Consider the following 17,054-nt stretch of genomic DNA (forward strand, 5'->3'; position numbering starts at 1 on the left):
TTCGAACTGCTCATCCTGCTACGTAAACCGCTCATTCTTAAAATCCGGAGCACAGCAGGTTATATTGCTTTTGCCTTTCTCATGTAAGGTGTCGGTATTATCTTTACCGGAGCCTGTAATGGACATTATTGGAATTATCATGTCGGCGGGAAAAGCCTCTGACCAGTCCTCAAGCACCCGACAATAGTGTCCCGCCTCAATCCCCGCCAGGGCAGAAGACTCCGGCAGGTAGGCCAGGCCGTAGCCATCTTTTACTGCCTGAAGCATTGGATAAATGCTTGAAAAAGTAAGCTGCCCGTCCACTTTTTTCACAATCTCCCCCTGCCTGACAAATTCCCAGCCATACAGCGGGCCTGTGGGTGACAGACGTATATTGATGCAGTCATGTTTTTCCAGCTGAGAGGGATGTAGCGGCAGACCTCTTTCTGCAAGATAGGTGGACGATCCAATGACGACAAACCGTATGTCCGGTGCGATTCGGACGGCCACCATATCCTTTAATATGTCATCACCAATTCGGACTCCGGCATCAAAATTGCCCTCAACAATGTCGACAAAACCGTTCTGCTGCGACATTTCCACCTTGATATCCGAATATTTTTTTAGTAACGGTGACAATCGTGGCCAGAGACATTCATGAATCATGTGATCTGATACCGTAAGTCTGACCAGCCCAGCCGGTGTATGGCGCAGTCTCTGAAGAGCTGTCACGCCCGCTTCAATGCGCGCAAGACCGGGTTCAAGCGTCAGTAATAATTGTTTACCGGCTTCGGTGACAGCCACCCGCCTGGTTGTACGCATAAGTAACGGCATGCCAACGCGCTCCTCGAGACGACGTATCGTGTGTGAAAGCGTGGATGCCGAGATCCCGAGGCGGACAGCAGCCCGTGAAAAACTGCACTCCTGTGCTACTGCCATGAATGCAACATAGTCATTAAAATCGTGACGCATACCGTTCCCGTTCAGGATCTCCGATAACATTATCAGAACCATTTAGGTTCATGATGCCGATTCTGTGAGCCATCAGGCAACCCCCCCGTTCCGCTCATCCGATCATAATTTTTATAAATCTAGATATTGGTAAATCTCAATATGTGGAATAAAGTGTCGTGGTTCTGCGGCTACATCGGCCGAACGACGACATGCCAGGTCGTAAATGCTGAGACATGGCGTTTCAGTGATATTGAAAATTCGCTATATCAGGATATGTAATGAAGACGAAAAACCTGTTCTCTCCCACCAGACTAGGTCCCTACACCCTGAAGAATCGTGTTGTACTTCCGCCTTTAACCCGCTCACGGAGCTCACAACCGGGTGATATTCCGAACGAACTGATGGCTGAATATTACGCACAGCGCAGCAGTGCCGGGTTTATGGTGACCGAAGGAACACAAATCGAACCTCGTGGGCAGGGTTATGCGTGGACCCCGGGGATCTACAGCTCACGGCAAGTGGAAGGCTGGAAGAAAGTGACGCGGGCAGTGCATGAAAAAGAAGGCATCATTTTTGCCCAGCTCTGGCATGTCGGAAGAGTATCCCATAACTCCCTGCAGCCATGTAACGCCTCGCCTGTCGCTCCGTCGGCGATACCGGCAGGGGAAAACGTTAAGGTATTCATCGAAACCGGGCCGGGAGAGGGTGCGCTGGCTACCGCTTCCTGCCCCCGCGCACTGGAAAAAGAGGAAATTAGTGAGATTGTCAGGATGTACGCCGGGGCAGCTCAGAACGCCCTTGATGCCGGTTTTGACGGTGTGGAAATTCACTGTGCAAATGGATACCTGGTTAACCAGTTCATGTCATCCCATAGCAACAAAAGAGAGGATGAATATGGTGGCTCATTACATAACCGGCTGCGGTTTCTGCGCGAAGTGACGCAGGCTGTCGCTGATGTGGTCGGTAAAGACCGTGTGGGAGTCCGTTTTGCTCCGCTCTTTCAGACCACGGATGAAGTAAGGGTCTATCTTGGCCTGGTGGAAGATGATCCCCATGAAACCTATACCGAAGCCGTTAAAATTCTTGAAGAAATCGGAATAGCCTATATTTCTCTTGCTGAAGCCGACTGGGATGATGCTCCCGAATTGCCTGAAGCATTCAGAGCTGAAGTCCGTAAGTTATTCAGCGGTGTAATTATGTATGCCGGGCGATATACGCAAGAAAAAGCCGAACGGATTATCGGTGCTGGCTGGGGAGACATTATCGGATTTGGCCGCCCGTTCATAGCTAATCCGGATTTACCGCAGCGCCTTTATCATGAATGGCCACTGAATCCGGTCGATCCAACAACCATGTATGGTGGAACGGCAAAAGGCTACACAGATTATCCCGCCTTTGGCTAACCATTCTTATGAGCATCAGCTTTTCAAAAGCTGATGCTTAACGTAGAGAAGTATCGTAACATTGCAATTCCTCAATGCGACAAGTGACAGAGTTTATGCCTGATATTGATTTGAATGACGTGATTAAGGCGCTGGGAAACCCTGTTAGAAGAAAAATTCTGCATATGCTCAAGGAACCGAAAATACACTTCCATCAGCCTTATGCTGATGCGGACGAGTTCGGTGTGTGTGTCAGTATCATTCAGGAAAAGGTCGGGCTCTCACAGTCTACCGTTTCTCTTTACCTCTCAGCTCTTCAACGGGCACAACTTGTTACTTCTCAGCGCATCGGTCCCTGGACGTACTACAAACGTGACAATGATAAAATAAGGGTTGTTCTTGAGTTGCTGAAAAATACAATCTGATACAGGACTGAGCACATTCAGTGTAACAGTACCGGGGGTTCGTACTTGCGATCCCGGCAGGCATTCCATGAAAGCGCACTAATTCCTCAATATCAGGCTGCAGACCGGTCATAAGAGGCTAATAGTTTTGCAAAATATCCACCAGTTTGGGTCAAATCACTCTGTCGGTTGGTGTGCATACTCGGTGCAAGGACCTGCAGATATTTAAGATGGCGGATAGCTTGTTACAGTGCCGCTGATGACATTCCGACCCTGTTGCCGTCCGGGTAAGATAATACCTCTGACAGCGGTCATAAAAGCCCAACATAATTGTCTTTCGAGCCATATATTAATCGCTCATCGCGCTCTCTTTTTCGAAGAGGTGTCACTTAATCATGATCGGTCAGTACAAAAAGACAGTGCTTTTCCAAATTCCGGACGGTTGTATGCGAAAACGGTGAAGCTCAACAAATGGTGTCATCGCTGTGCAATGCTCTGCGGGCTCATTCTTTCAGTTAACTGTTTGGTTACAGCTTCAATGAAGTATTTCAGTTAATTCACAGCGAGGGTTTGAGGAAACCACGCTGTGATTACCCAACGCTCATCCGGAGCATCCGGATTGAACTGTCGCTGGAGCTTGTTGGGCGACACGATACTGGCCTCGCCTTTACATGCCCTCGGGCTCCGGTATCCGACCTGAGCCTTTATCCCGACACGTTTCATCAGTCGCCAGACTCTGTTCACTCCGCACTGTTGCCCGCTGTCCCGCAGATCCAGATGGATTTTGCGATAACCATAGACGCATCCCGATTCCAGCCAGAACTGTTTAATCTGTCCTGTCAGTCTCAGGTCTGCCTGATGGCGTTGTGAATGCGGCTGCTGAAGCCAGGCGTAAAAACCACTGGGATGTTCATCCAGCACCCGACAGAGCAGGCGAACAGGCCAGCAATAGGTGTTGTCACGAATAAAGGCGTACCTCAGTCGGACAGCTTTGCGAAGTACGCCGCGGCTTTTTTTAATATGTCCCGTTCGTCGGTAACCCGCTTCAGCTCTTTCTGAAGACGGCGGATCTCGGCCTGAGCATCTGACTGTTCTTTATTAGTGGAAGAATCCGGACCGTAGTTCTTTATCCAGGCGTAAAGGCTGTGGGTGGTGATATCGAGACGCGTTGCAACGCTGGCAACAGAATAACCGCGATCAACAACCTGTTTGACTGCTTCAATTTTAAACTCTTCAGGATAACGCTTACCGCTCATGGGCACCTCTCTTTAAGTCATCTTAAATGACTCTGAGGTGTCTGTTAAACCTGTGGCGATTCACCTCGCGTCCTTCCGTTCAGTATAGCCTCAGTCCCTGACACCACCCGAGAACGGAATGACGTCCCCTTTCTCCCTCCCGGTGTTGCGTTCAAGCTCCCTGACATACTGCTGTAAAAGTATAAGGTTATGTAACAGCTCTACATTTTCAGCCATCATCTTTTTGATTTCTTCCCTCAGCTCATTTCTCTGACGGCGATACTTTTCTTTCAGCTTGATCTGCTGCTCAATGCCCTGCTCATCAACCGGCGCGGTGCCCTGGCACGTTTTTTTCAGACTGCGGATAGCCTCCCTGACCTGCCTGTACTCAGGACAGTTATAATTCAGGGTGCCGTTTGCCAGCCCCGCTCGTTTTTCCACAGCATACTGGCTGATACGCTCCCCTGATAACATCAGTTCCCTCAGGGCCTGCTCTGCTCTTGCCTGTGTTTTTTTAACCCCCGACTGTTCGTTCGTCATGCTCTATTCATCCTTTTCAAAAAAACGGACAGCATCTGCATAAAAATCTCTCTCAAGCATCAGAAAATCCCTGTCAGCCTGAGGAGCATTATTTCGCACGGCAATCTCCAGAAGGTTGTCATAATGAGCCATCCTGCGTTTCCACACGGGAACAGAATCAGCTCCGGCCAGCATGTTCTCACATCCCGGATTGCAGGACGCTGACTGAACAACCGCCTTAAACTCGCAGTCATGGCCATTCATGCAATAAAAACCGTTTCCAAGAGATACCAGTTTTTGCCCGCCTCGTTTAGCCATGCTCATCGCTTTTTTCAGTGTAGGAAACGTCATCTGATGTAAGTGCCCACCTCTCTGGGACATCAGTAACTTCCCGCCTTCGCCATAAAGCAGGCCTTCATGCTGATAAGAAACAGCCCTGGAAGCTGAGAGTTCGGTATCAACCCTCTCAATCTCGGCAGCGAATGCCTGAGGGATCGCCCGGCTAAAATGCGAAGCGTTGAGTGCACCGGACATATACCACTCCGTCATGCCTCTGATTAAGTGCTTAAACTGCCGGATAAGATCATTAGTAGAAATCAGATCAAGACGCCTGAGGTGTACAGCAAGTGAACGGCGAAACTGATGGGTTCGCAATGGCCAGAAAGCCCCCTCCCGAATCTCCATCGCAACGCGTTCATCATCACGTATGTTTGGATTTAAAAGCCTGAACTCATCAATATGGTCACGTCGGATGAACAGATGGTGTCTTTTCACAAATTTCTTTGCCCACTCAGTCTGGCGCTGCGTCCCCATAAAAGAGAGTTTTTGCTCCGAGAACCACGACCTGATATTTAAAGACAATGGAACATTGTCCAGCGTCTTCCCGTCCAGGCCTGTCATGATTTGATTAATTCTGCGTAAATGCTGAAAAGGCTTTTCCACATAGCGACAAACAACCCAGTCTTCGTGACTTCCACCTTCCGGGGCGAACTTATGCAACACCGAACGAAGTCCCAGGATATCACCATCATAAATCAGTGAACCGTGCATCACGCCAAGCACTTCGCTGTGTCTCATCCCCGACATGGCCTGTATCACATTCATGACTTTTAACGTCAGCTCAAAATGCCAGGTGTTCAGCTTTATGTGATCAACGCCAATAAAATCAGATCTCCAGCGCTTATTTTTATGTACCGAGAACCAGCCCTGCATCCCGGGGCCAAGTGTCGCGAAAAGCGCCCGAATTTCCCCGGCAACAATATTGTAGTAATACGCGGCCCGGTAATCCGGTATGCTTTTTGCTGTCCCTCTTTTACGGGCTTCCAGCATCGACGTATAGTAAGGCGAATCATAAAAACCGTTTATGATAGCGCACAGCCGGGAAAACCCGTCAAAATCGAAATCACTGATTTCAGCATCCAGTTCAGTAATCAGCCCTTCCCAGACAGACATCATAAGACTGAAAGGCATACAATATGTCTGGTTTGAATCATCCACACTGTTGTAACTGTCGAAGCTAATATCAGGAAAGTAACCGTATTTTCGAAGACGGGTATGACCTGTCAGCGAGATATCCGCCAGGTCCATAAAGTAATTACGTAATGTTCTTTCAGAACGCTTCCTGCCGTGCTCATCCTCCTCCTTCATCTTTACAATGAAAGCATTCCGGACAAGCGGAAAACGAAGCTGAAACAGACTGCGATACCCCATAGACTCAATAATACGGGCTCCCGCCACAATGTTTGCACATTTCCGGATCAGGGACTGCGTCTTCGCGGTCCTGCCGACAATCCAGAGCAGGCTGGCTGAGATGATTTTGGCTTCAAGACGCAGTTCAGGATCCCGTATGCCTGAAAAATTAACGGTTCTTAACGTTTCACCAATATGGGTTCTGACATAGCGATTGGTCCAGACATCATCCCTGAAATAAATATTCAGCGTCTCCTCATTGATAAAACGCATATCATGTTCATCTGAGCTGGCGATAACCAGGCAGTTATTCAGACGTTCAAAGCTTTTGTTTTCTAGTGCCTCACAGATGATATCCTCAGTCGGAAACTCATCCCCTGAACGAAGCGGCGTTCCGGCAGGAAACTCCGCCATTCGACTACGGCTTACCTCTTTTTTCTTCAAATCTGCCATACCGGAGCCACACCTTCTCGCTGAAGTTTAACGCGCGCTTTTTTCAGGATCGCCTCATCTACCAGCCCAAGCCGTAAATCAATCTTCAGGAGTAACGTTTCATAACGCTCCACAGCATTGACCGAACCGATGTACAACGGTTTTCCATACTCGATAGCATGCCTGAATGACAGCAGGAGCCATACAGACTCCAGCGTTTCCACAACGCAACTTTTTGAACATTCGACACAATGAGAAAAATCCGCACAAGCCTTTGGTGTCCGGCCAAATCGTTTTTGCTTTTTTATAAAGCGCAATTCAATATCTGTAGGCGGCTCCTGCGATCGACATCCCAGGCCATTCAATAAAAGATCCACACCCTCATCGCTTCCACGCAGATCGATCCCCAGCTCATCAGCAACTTTTACCCGCTCGGATAACGCACGTGTCGCAATCCCCTGATTCATAAGCGTATCAAGTGCAGCACTGAAGTTTTCCTTCGCCCCCTGTGGGTTACCTGCAGCATAATTCCGCCTGTAAGTGCCCCAGTTATGCTGTGCTTTTTCCGCCGTAATCAGACCATTCTTTAATGTTCTGTCCGTATACTGCTCAGACGTTTTGCGCAAGCCAGAAACGGTAATTGATGGAAGCGAGGGATTAAGCTGCCGCATCGTGGCCCACGCCCCCTCAGAGTTAGAAAATTTAGTCAGATGACTGGGATTAAGAGAATAAAGCTTACGGAATTTCACCTGCGGCTCACTCAGAAACAGCGCCTGTACCGGAGGGAAGTTATCTGCGGAAACCAGATAGTTAACGATGTCGTCCCTGAGCCTGATAAAAGACAGAAACCAGTAATAGCCCGCACGTTTGGTCACATACTCCGATTTACCTATCGTCAGACGTATATACTTATTCGCTCTCCCCTTATAAACATAATCAGTGCTGATACCCTTTTCATCCAGATGTATATCATCCCGCGTCAGACCCAGAACCTGAGAGGTGTTTCCCCATGTGTGGTAACAGAACAGAAAAAAAGAAGTAAGAAAGTAATTTTCCAGAACGTCCCTGATGATGATCTCTGCCCTGCTGACCCCGTTCTCTCCCGGATACCGGAAATACGCTTCATAAACAGGTGCCAGCAAAGACGGTGAGAAATGCCGCACCCCTTTTTCCGATTTAGCGATATGCTCCCGGATACATCCCGCAAGGAACTCATTCATGGATGACAACTGCCTCAGGATCTCGGAAAGTTCATTCCTGGTATAGCTATCCCTTCCCTGCTGCTGATACGTTCCTTTCGGTAAGAATTCATATTCATACCGCCTCTGAATCTGCCCGCCCGTAAGCAAAAACCGGTTGACCACGGACAAGTAGTGTCTTGCCATCCTGACTGAAATTTTTCGCCGACGAATATCGTTCATGAGATGTTTAATATACATTTCAACGCCTTCAGCCGTGCCATAGTCATACTGATTGACTGACTGCCATATAAAAAACATATTGAGATAACGGAAAATGGTTAACCTTCCGGCGGGACGGTAAGACAGAAGAAATCGTTTCAGAGAGGCAATAAAATCGCGTTTTTCAGGGCGGGCAAGATGCGAATGTTCACTAAACCATCCGGGGAGCAACACATAATCTGAAAAATGAGCCTGAAGATAAACGTCAAGTAAATAATATCGGTTCAGATCCCGCTGAGTGATGTGTCCGCTGACCGTCTCCCATGACAGCACATTTTCGGCCATCCACGTTATCTGCGTTTCACTCCGGCTCATATATGGCTCCATCGCGACCTGCAGCACCGTCAATCAATGCGTCCATGACCCCGGCGACTGCATCAGAAATCTGGTTTTGCTGAAGAAAGACGATGTATTTCATCGTCGTATTTTCGCTTTTATGGCCCATCCAGTATTTTACTGTACCCAGCGCATTTGCGGCCTGATCGGGATAGCAACTCAGTGCCGAGCGTAAAAAATGGGTCGCAAACGTTGCCCGCAAATCATGGGGTTTATGTCTGAACACATTTCCCGGAGCAGACCGGGCCAGGCGATGGCGAAAACTGTACCAGCGGGAGTAAAAGGCTTTTTCAGACATCCGTTTCCCGTTTGCCATTAAAAATAAAGGCTCGTGCCGCCCTTCCCCACCCTGTCGTGCACGCCATTTTTGGATCTTCTTTTCATACTCCTCATCCGCCAGATAATCCAGAACCTGCTCGTACAATCGTCTGGTGATGAAGAGTTCTCGCGTCATCCCAAACTTCGTATGAACTCCGCATCTCGGACCAATATGAAGCCCCCTGATGGTCAACTCAGATACAGGGACACTGGCAAGGTACTCTTCAGTAAAGAGTGACGACGGCAGGGTCAGCATTTCATCCAGCCGTAACCCACAATTTTTCATCAGCACAATCATTAAACTGAACAACCCGGACTCAGATTTCAGTGCCTCATCCAGGATATGAACCTCTGCATCATTCAGTGGGTTGATTGTCCTTTTTGTTGTGCTGGTTATCCTGATGGCAAGATCCGAACTTATCACCTTGCGTCGCCCGTCAACGACTTTTTCGACCAACGTAAAAAATGAGCTGGCAGCCAGCTCACCACACTTGCCCAGAAATACGTAAAACCGTCGGATAACGCTGATGTACACCGCCGCGGTGGATGAGGCGATGCGCCCCTGCCTTACGGCCCCCAGAAGATACTCCCTGAAGCCATATGTAGGGCTTTGGTATTTCAACGTTCCCGGGGTGAAAGGGTCAAGTCCGTTATCCTCCAGCCACCTTATCCAGCGTAAAAATGCCCGGGCTAAAGGCTTTAAATCCCTGGCCTGCAGGATAGCTTTATCCATAAGATAAAAGTGTACATATCGGCTCAGTTTTCGATTCTGGATGCCGCTAATATAAGGTATTTCAGCATACAGAAATCCGGGTTCAAATTTCAGTTTCGGCTCTGTTGCATCCAGTTTGCTGACACGCCCATAACGCGCATGAATGTTAGTGATTATCCTCACAGTCTGTCGCCCTGAAACGCCACCTCATGCCTACACTATAAATCCGGAAGAAGAAAAAACAAACAACCAGGTTGCCGGGAGTGAATATGCAAATCAGGAGGAAAGTAAAAGATGTAACGACACCATCACGATGCAATACATTGACCTCAACACGTTACCCGGACCATACGTGATAAACATCACAAATCCTTTGAGTGAAGAACTTAAGATGTGATTTTCATTTCCCGGCACAAACCGTGCCCTTAAAAAACAGGCAACGGATACATCTTAATGCCAGAAGTAAACCTTAATTGATTGAATACAGCCTGAGTCCATTGCAAAAATAACACACAGGGTAAATTCGCATATACAGAACCCAACGAAAAGCAAAAGAAACCTGTAACACATTTCGTTTACCTGTCACTTTCAATTGTAAAAGCCAGCAGAAAAAGCGCATATAACTATATTTATCCCTGCGGGGACTTTTGTTTGTGCTATATATTTTTTACAGAGAACCGCAACGCGTCCAAACACAAGAATATATTTACCTCTGGAAAATGGTCTGACTCCCTTTCACGTGGTTGTAGTGACCTGTTCTGTGATTCATGTAATGTCTTTTCTGGATGAGGAAAATATGTCATCACTGATATTTTATACAGACGAAGCACAAGCACTGATTGTAACAGATACCCTTGCCGTCACCGATAATGGGGAGCCGTTATCTTTTGTTTCCAAAGCAGGTTACATCCCCCAGCTAAGAACCATCATAGCAGGTACGGGGGCAGGTGGATTTTCTAACACCTGGTTGCTTGAAGCATCAACCAGAATGGTCGTATCAGGTATACAAAATCTCAATTATCATACATCGGCCTGTCTAAGGAGGCTGTGGAAACAATACAAGCATGACCATGCAATTCCCTCTTCTTCAACGGTGACAACCAGTGTTTATCAGTTCGCAATTTGCGAGGAAACAGGAAATATCGTTTCGTTCGCCTATCGCTCAGTCCATGATTTCGAATCAGAGCAATTACAATACGGAACAGGAGTAAAACCTGAGTGCCAAATCCTGGATGGGGATTTGTTGCAGACAATTCCTGTAATGATGAATGAACAAAGGGCTATACAGGCGACATACTCACACCCGGAACGGATCCATATTGGCGGTGAGATGATTGCGCATTATCTGACATCATCTATGTATCAATGCTTTAAGATTGGGGAATTTGAGGATTTCAGAACTCAGGGAGAGTATATATTGAGCAGGATTTAGGCAAAACGCGGTTCAGATAAAGTGCTTTTAACAGGCTTGCTGAACATTAAAAGGATATCTCTCAATTACGATGAATAGCTTGAATTCTAAAAATAGAAAAGTAGAGTTTAACTCTAAATACATAAAAACAAGAGTAAAGGAGCACCCGCCAAAGCAGCCGCGCATGATATTGACCGAGAAGCGGATCATCTCGTACGCCGGAATACGACTGTTGCCGTATGACGGATGCGGCACGCGCTTGTACGGCAGGGCAAAGACGCTGTCCATCTCTTCGGTAGAAAGCGGGATCGCCGGCGGGTTAACCCAGATATAGCGCTCACCGTGCTTTTGCATCAGCGCTCGGGCGCAGCCCGGGTTGGTTTCGTGGTGCAGAATACGCGACGCGTGGGCGTAGAGCACCTTATCGCTTTTCACCTTCTCGTAAGACGGCAGCAGCACGTAGGTCTTCTCCCACGGCTTCGGACGCGGCGGCTGCACCACCACGGCCTTTGCTTCCGCTTTCTTCGGTTCAACCGGTTTGTTATCCGCGCACGGCAGATCGTCACCGTACGGATGTGGGATAGGGTCGATTTTGCCCGGCATATCGATAATGCGGGAATCCACCCCGCTCCAGCCCGGCAGCGCCTCTTTCACCATGATCGCGGTGTTGCGCACGTCGCGGATCTCGCTGACCGCTTCGCCCTGCGCCAGACGGTGCGCCACTTCCACCAGCGGACGCTCACCGTTACCGAAGATCAGCATATCGGCTTTCGAATCCACCAGCACCGAGCGGCGCACGGTGTCAGACCAGTAGTCGTAGTGCGCGGTACGGCGCAGGCTCGCCTCGATGCCGCCCAGGATCACCGGCACGTCTTTCCATGCTTCTTTGCATCGCTGGGTGTAAACGAGGGTCGCGCGATCAGGACGTTTACCCGCCACGTTGTCTGCCGTATAAGCATCGTCATGGCGCAGCTTACGATCAGCGGTATAGCGGTTGATCATCGAGTCCATGTTGCCCGCGGTCACGCCGAAGAACAGGTTTGGCTTGCCCAGACGCATGAAGTCGTCTTTGCTGTTCCAGTCAGGCTGGGAGATGATCCCTACGCGGAAGCCCTGGGCTTCAAGCATACGGCCACAGATCGCCATGCCGAAGCTCGGGTGATCGACATACGCATCACCCGTCACCAGAATGATATCGCAGCTGTCCCAGCCCAGTTGATCCATCTCTTCCCGGGACATCGGCAGAAACGGCGCCGGTCCAAAGCAGGCCGCCCAGTACTGGGGCCAGGAGAAGAGGTCGCGATCCGGCTGGATCAGGGAAATAGCGCTCATAATGCTTCCGAAGAAAAAATAGACAAAAGGAGCGGGATTATACGCTGGAACATTGTGGGAAATGAAGGGGTATTTATTGCCCGGTAGCGCTACGCTTACCGGGCCTGCGCGCCTGTAGGTCGGGTAAGGCGAAGCCGCCACCCGACACGTTTTACGGCGCCGGATTGACCAGCATCTGCCCTACCGAGCCCCTGTCCATCATCTCCAGCGTCTGGCTGTGGAACAGGAACGGGAAGTGCGGCCACGACGGTTGACCATAGTAGACCAGCAGTTCTACCTGTCCATCCACCCAGACGGTATCTTTCCAGCCTCTGTCTTCCGGGAACGGCATCGCCCCGTTGACGTTGCGGATCAGGAACGACACCCCTTCAATATGGAACGACTGCGGCATCTCCGAGCGAACGGTCCAGCGCTCCCAGGTTCCCTGCTGGGCGGTGATATCAATGCGGTTAACGTCCCACAGCGCGCCGTTGATGCCCGGGTCATCGCCCAGGCTGATATCGCGACTGCGCACTGCCGGCCCGGTCACGATTTCCTGCGGCAGCAGGCGCATCGGCAGGCTGTCGGTCACCAGCGGCAGCAGGCCGGTCGGGCGCAGCGTCAGCACCAGCGTGGAGACCAGAACGCTCGACGGCTCAAAGAACCCGCGTATGCGGTCAACAATGCTTGCCGCTTCGCCGCAGGTCACGGACACTTCATCCCCGTTGGTCATATCAACGAGGATTTCACGACGTTCGCCCGGCGCCAGCGCCAGCTGTTTCACCGATACCGGTGCGGGTAATAATCCCTGATCGCCTGAAATAACATGCAGCGCACGGCCGTCGCTCATCTGCAACTGGTAACGGCGCGAGTTGGAGGCGTTCAGCAGACGCAGGCGCACCCAGCCACGTGACACTTCCACAAACGGGCTTTGCGCGCCGTTAACCAGCAGCGTATCGCCCACAAAGCCACCGCTGCCCGGCTCGCTGTACTCCGGCGTGCCAAAGTTATCCAGGCGCTTGTCCTGGATGATGACCGGGAAATCGTCCACGCCGTAGTGATTTGGGATCGGCAGCGTTTTACTGACCTCATCCTCAATCAGCCACATCCCGGCCAGGCCGTTGTAGACCTGCTGGGCGGTGCGGTTTGGGGTATTGGCGTGATACCAGAGTGTCGCCGCGCTCTGACGAATCGGGAGCACGGGCGCCCAGTCGGCATTCGGCGACATCATGCGCGCCGCGCCGCCAATCAGCGGCCCCGGCACCTGCAATCCACTGACGGTCATCGCGACATTTTCAGTCGTCCGGTTACTGTAGATGAGCTTAACGTCATCGCCATTCCACACGCGAATGGTCGGCCCAAGGTAGCGTCCATTAATGCCCCATACCTGCGCGCGCGTTCCCTGGGTAAAAGACCAGTGGCTACGCTGAAGCGTGAGGAATAGCGGTTGCCCGCGACGGGATTCAATCAACGGCGGAATGGGCAGCGGCTGTTGCTGCCCGGCGGCGCTGGCTGTCCGCGGCATCGCACCCGCACAAAGGGCGATACCCGAAGCCTGAATAAACTGACGCCGACTGAGTGACATATAAGCTCCATCTGAAACGACTAACAACGCGGGAATTCGTTTTCCCTTAAACGACGCCGATTAAATCTTACCGGCGGCTTCTCGCTCTGCAACTTCTTTATCGAGCTGCGCAATATGCTGAGCCATCAGCTCACGACAGTGCGTGGCCAGCTCGCGCACCTGGTCTTTACCGTATTTGGAGGTATCCACCGGCGGCAGCATTTCGACAATCACCAGTCCGTTATTCAGACGGTTAAGATTAATCTTATTCGATGTATTGGAAACACACACGGGAATAATTGGAACACCTGCCGCAATTGCAGCATGAAACGCGCCGGTCTTGAACGGCAGCAGGCCGCGACCGCGGCTGCGCGTCCCTTCCGGGAACATCCAGATTGAGATCCGGCGCTTTTTAAACTGATCCACCACTTCCGCAATGGTGCCATGCGCCTTGGCGCGGTTGTTACGGTCAATCAGCAAGTTACCGGTGAGCCAGTACAGCTGGCCGAAAAACGGGATCCACAGCAGGCTCTTTTTACCCACGGTTACGGTCGGCGGAAGAACAATATTTGAGGCCGTCACCATATCGAAGTTGTTCTGATGGTTAGCGATATAGATGGCGTTACCGAAATTCTCCGCCCCTTCAGGCAGACGCTTCTCAACCTTCAGGCCAAACAGCGGCGCAAGACGGCCAAACATGTGGCCAAACGTCGCGACATGCTTTGGGTTACGCGGGCTGAACAGGCAGTAAATCGATCCGAAAATACAGACCAGAATGCAGTAAATAACGGTAAGAATGAGACGAACAATGTATAGCATAGCGACCTCTGAAGCCCTGACAGCTGACAATTATACTTCACCTGTGGCCAGGTAAGGACTTTATTACGAGCGCGTATTGTTAATCGCAACGCACGAATTAACAACGTTTTTACGGGAAATTTTACGGTAATACCCCCTCCGGACAGAGGGGGATGAAACAGGTTACTCTTCGCTGTCGTCCGCTTTGCTGCGCACCGGCGAGTCGATCTCCACGCGGTCGATTCGCTGGAGGCCGCGCATCAGTGAGCCGCGACGTCCGCGCTCACCCACCACCTTCTGCAACTCTTCCGGACGCAGTTTGATCTTACGTTTGCCGACGTGAATGGTCAGCGTGCTCTGCGGCGGCAGCAGGAAGAGATGCGCCAGGCCATCTTCGCCTTTTGCCGCTTCCGCTGACGGGATACTGATGATCTTGTTGCCCTTCCCTTTCGACAGCTCCGGCAGATCGCTGACCGGGAACATCAGCATACGTCCGGCAGAGGTGATCGCCAGCAGCATGTCGCTTTCGTTCTCGATGATCAGCGGCGGCATTACGTGTGCGTTATCCGGCAGGCTGATCAGCGCTTTACCGGCACGGTTACGCGACACCAGATCGTTAAAGGTACAGATAAAGCCGTAGCCCGCATCGGAGGCCATCAGCAGCTTCTGGTCGTCGGCTTCCATCAGCATATGGTCAACCGTGGCGCCCGGCGGCAGCGTAAGCTTGCCGGTCAGAGGCTCGCCCTGCCCGCGCGCGGACGGCAGGGTGATGGGGTCAATGGCGTAGCTGCGGCCCGTGGAGTCGATAAACGCCACCGGCTGGTTGCTCTTGCCTTTCACCGCCGCCTTAAAGCTGTCGCCGGACTTGTAGCTCAGGCCCGGCGCGTCGATATCGTGGCCTTTGGCGCTACGCACCCAGCCGCTCTGGGACAGCACGATGGTTACCGGCTCGGACGGCAGCATGTCGTGCTCGTTCATCGCCTTCGCTTCTTCGCGCTCATGCAGCGGAGAACGACGGTCATCGCCAAAGGCGTCGGCGTCGGCCTGCAACTCTTTCTTCAGCAGGGTGTTCATCTTGCGCTCGGACGCCAGAATTGCCTGAAGCTGATCGCGCTCTTTTTCCAGCTCGTCCTGCTCGCCGCGGATCTTCATCTCTTCCAGCTTAGCGAGATGGCGCAGCTTCAGTTCGAGGATCGCTTCGGCCTGGGTTTCACTGATGCCAAAGCGCGACATCAGGGCGGGCTTAGGTTCGTCCTCGGTACGAATGATCTCGATCACGTCGTCAATGTTGAGGAACGCCACCAGCAAACCTTCAAGGATATGCAGGCGCTTAAGCACTTTTTCCAGACGATGGTTAAGACGACGGCGCACCGTATCGCGGCGGAAGGCCAGCCATTCGGTGAGGATCTCCAGCAGGTTTTTCACCGCCGGACGACCGTCCAGACCAATCATGTTCAGGTTGATGCGATAGCTTTTTTCCAGATCGGTAGTGGCGAACAGGTGGTTCATTACCTGCTCCATGTCCACGCGGTTAGAGCGCGGCACAATTACCAGACGGGTCGGGTTTTCGTGATCCGATTCGTCGCGCAGGTCGTCCACCATCGGCAGCTTTTTATTGCGCATCTGGGTGGCGATCTGCTCCAGCACTTTGGCCCCGGAAACCTGGTGCGGCAGCGCGGTGATCACCACGGCGCCATCCTCTTTGGTCCAAACCGCGCGCATGCGCACGGAGCCGCGACCGTTCTGGTAGATTTTGCGGATTTCAGCACGCGAGGTGATGATTTCGGCTTCGGTCGGATAATCCGGCCCCTGCACGATATCCAGCAGATCGTCCAGCGAGGTTTTCGGCTGCTCAATCAGGGTGATGGCGGCTTTCGCCACTTCACGCAGGTTGTGCGGCGGAATGTCCGTCGCCATGCCCACGGCGATACCGGTCGTGCCGTTCAGCAGGATGTTCGGCAGGCGGGCAGGCAGCATTTTCGGCTCCTGCATCGTACCGTCGAAGTTTGGCACCCAGTCAACCGTACCCTGCCCCAGCTCGCCCAGCAGGACTTCGGCATATTTAGACAGACGGGATTCGGTGTAACGCATCGCCGCGAAGGATTTCGGATCGTCCGGTGCCCCCCAGTTCCCCTGGCCATCCACCAGCGGATAGCGATAAGAGAACGGCTGGGCCATCAGCACCATCGCTTCATAGCAGGCGCTGTCGCCGTGCGGATGGTATTTACCCAGCACGTCACCAACGGTACGGGCGGATTTCTTGAACTTGGCGGTGGCATTCAGCCCCAGTTCGGACATCGCATAGACGATGCGGCGCTGAACGGGCTTCAGGCCATCCCCGATAAACGGCAACGCCCTGTCCATGATGACGTACATGGAGTAGTTCAGGTAGGCGTTTTCCGTGAATTCATGTAGCGCGAGGCGCTCTGCCATATCGCTCATTACGTGTGATTCCTCAACTCAGAAACCGATGGGTTTCAGGCAATATTGCCGCAGATACTACCTCATCTGGCGAGTTGAGTCACAAAGAAAAAGGGCCGGATGAGGGTG

General features: G+C 51.6%; 11 protein-coding genes and 2 pseudogenes. 3 read left to right on the forward strand and 10 right to left on the reverse strand.

Translation table 11 applies throughout. The features are described 5' to 3' along the window. Nucleotides 1-18 precede the first annotated feature (18 nt). Nucleotides 19-951 (reverse strand): LysR family transcriptional regulator, encoded by a 933-nt coding sequence (locus DBR02_RS06585; RefSeq protein WP_158002126.1) that lies wholly within the window; start codon nt 949-951, stop codon nt 19-21. Between the two features lie 260 nt (nt 952-1,211). On the opposite strand from DBR02_RS06585, the gene DBR02_RS06590 reads away from it, so the two are divergent. After that, nucleotides 1,212-2,336 (forward strand): alkene reductase, encoded by a 1,125-nt coding sequence (locus tag DBR02_RS06590; RefSeq protein WP_023279877.1) that lies wholly within the window; start codon nt 1,212-1,214, stop codon nt 2,334-2,336. A gap of 95 nt (nt 2,337-2,431) precedes the next feature. Beyond that, on the forward strand, nt 2,432-2,740 hold the full coding sequence (locus DBR02_RS06595) for an ArsR/SmtB family transcription factor (RefSeq protein ID WP_032415288.1): 309 nt from the start codon (nt 2,432-2,434) through the stop codon (nt 2,738-2,740). A 546-nt stretch (nt 2,741-3,286) separates the two neighbouring features. Here DBR02_RS06595 and DBR02_RS06600 read toward each other — a convergent pair. The 5 genes and pseudogenes from DBR02_RS06600 to DBR02_RS06620 form a co-directional block, all read right to left on the reverse strand. After that, nucleotides 3,287-3,975 (reverse strand): annotated as a pseudogene (locus DBR02_RS06600) (IS3 family transposase); the annotation flags it as partial. Nucleotides 3,976-4,065: 90 nt separating this feature from the next. Then, nucleotides 4,066-4,494: a hypothetical protein gene (locus tag DBR02_RS06605; protein ID WP_017384060.1), complete on the reverse strand. Its 429-nt coding sequence runs from the start codon at nt 4,492-4,494 to the stop codon at nt 4,066-4,068. 3 nt (nt 4,495-4,497) lie between these two features. Then, a complete protein-coding gene (locus tag DBR02_RS06610) occupies nt 4,498-6,615 on the reverse strand; it encodes a hypothetical protein (protein WP_017384059.1) in 2,118 nt (705 codons plus the stop codon). After that, entirely contained in the window at nt 6,603-8,369 is a 1,767-nt protein-coding gene (locus DBR02_RS06615; RefSeq protein ID WP_032607906.1) for a hypothetical protein, read from the reverse strand. Before DBR02_RS06615 ends, DBR02_RS06610 begins: the two co-directional genes overlap by 13 nt. Further along, nucleotides 8,356-9,603, reverse strand: a complete 1,248-nt coding sequence (locus DBR02_RS06620) for a tyrosine-type recombinase/integrase (RefSeq protein WP_007897923.1) — start codon at nt 9,601-9,603, stop codon at nt 8,356-8,358. Before DBR02_RS06620 ends, DBR02_RS06615 begins: the two co-directional genes overlap by 14 nt. A 589-nt stretch (nt 9,604-10,192) precedes the next feature. On the opposite strand from DBR02_RS06620, the gene DBR02_RS06625 reads away from it, so the two are divergent. Continuing rightward, complete coding sequence (locus tag DBR02_RS06625; RefSeq protein ID WP_223861955.1) at nt 10,193-10,852, forward strand: hypothetical protein; 660 nt, start codon at nt 10,193-10,195, stop codon at nt 10,850-10,852. Between the two features lie 135 nt (nt 10,853-10,987). Here the strand turns inward: DBR02_RS06625 and DBR02_RS06630 are convergent. The 4 genes and pseudogenes from DBR02_RS06630 to parC all read right to left on the reverse strand — a co-directional run. Continuing rightward, nucleotides 10,988-12,163 (reverse strand): annotated as a pseudogene (locus DBR02_RS06630) (YgiQ family radical SAM protein); the annotation flags it as partial. Between the two features lie 151 nt (nt 12,164-12,314). Beyond that, nucleotides 12,315-13,727, reverse strand: a complete 1,413-nt coding sequence (ftsP, locus tag DBR02_RS06635) for a cell division protein FtsP (protein ID WP_063867761.1) — start codon at nt 13,725-13,727, stop codon at nt 12,315-12,317. Between the two features lie 60 nt (nt 13,728-13,787). After that, nucleotides 13,788-14,525 (reverse strand): 1-acylglycerol-3-phosphate O-acyltransferase, encoded by a 738-nt coding sequence (gene plsC / locus DBR02_RS06640; RefSeq protein WP_063451180.1) that lies wholly within the window; start codon nt 14,523-14,525, stop codon nt 13,788-13,790. A 162-nt stretch (nt 14,526-14,687) separates the two neighbouring features. Beyond that, a complete protein-coding gene (parC, locus tag DBR02_RS06645; RefSeq protein ID WP_063867757.1) occupies nt 14,688-16,946 on the reverse strand; it encodes a DNA topoisomerase IV subunit A in 2,259 nt (752 codons plus the stop codon). Between the last annotated feature and the right edge of the window lie 108 nt (nt 16,947-17,054).

The organism is Enterobacter cloacae complex sp., assembly GCF_900322725.1.
GTDB classification, from domain to species: domain Bacteria; phylum Pseudomonadota; class Gammaproteobacteria; order Enterobacterales; family Enterobacteriaceae; genus Enterobacter; species Enterobacter quasihormaechei.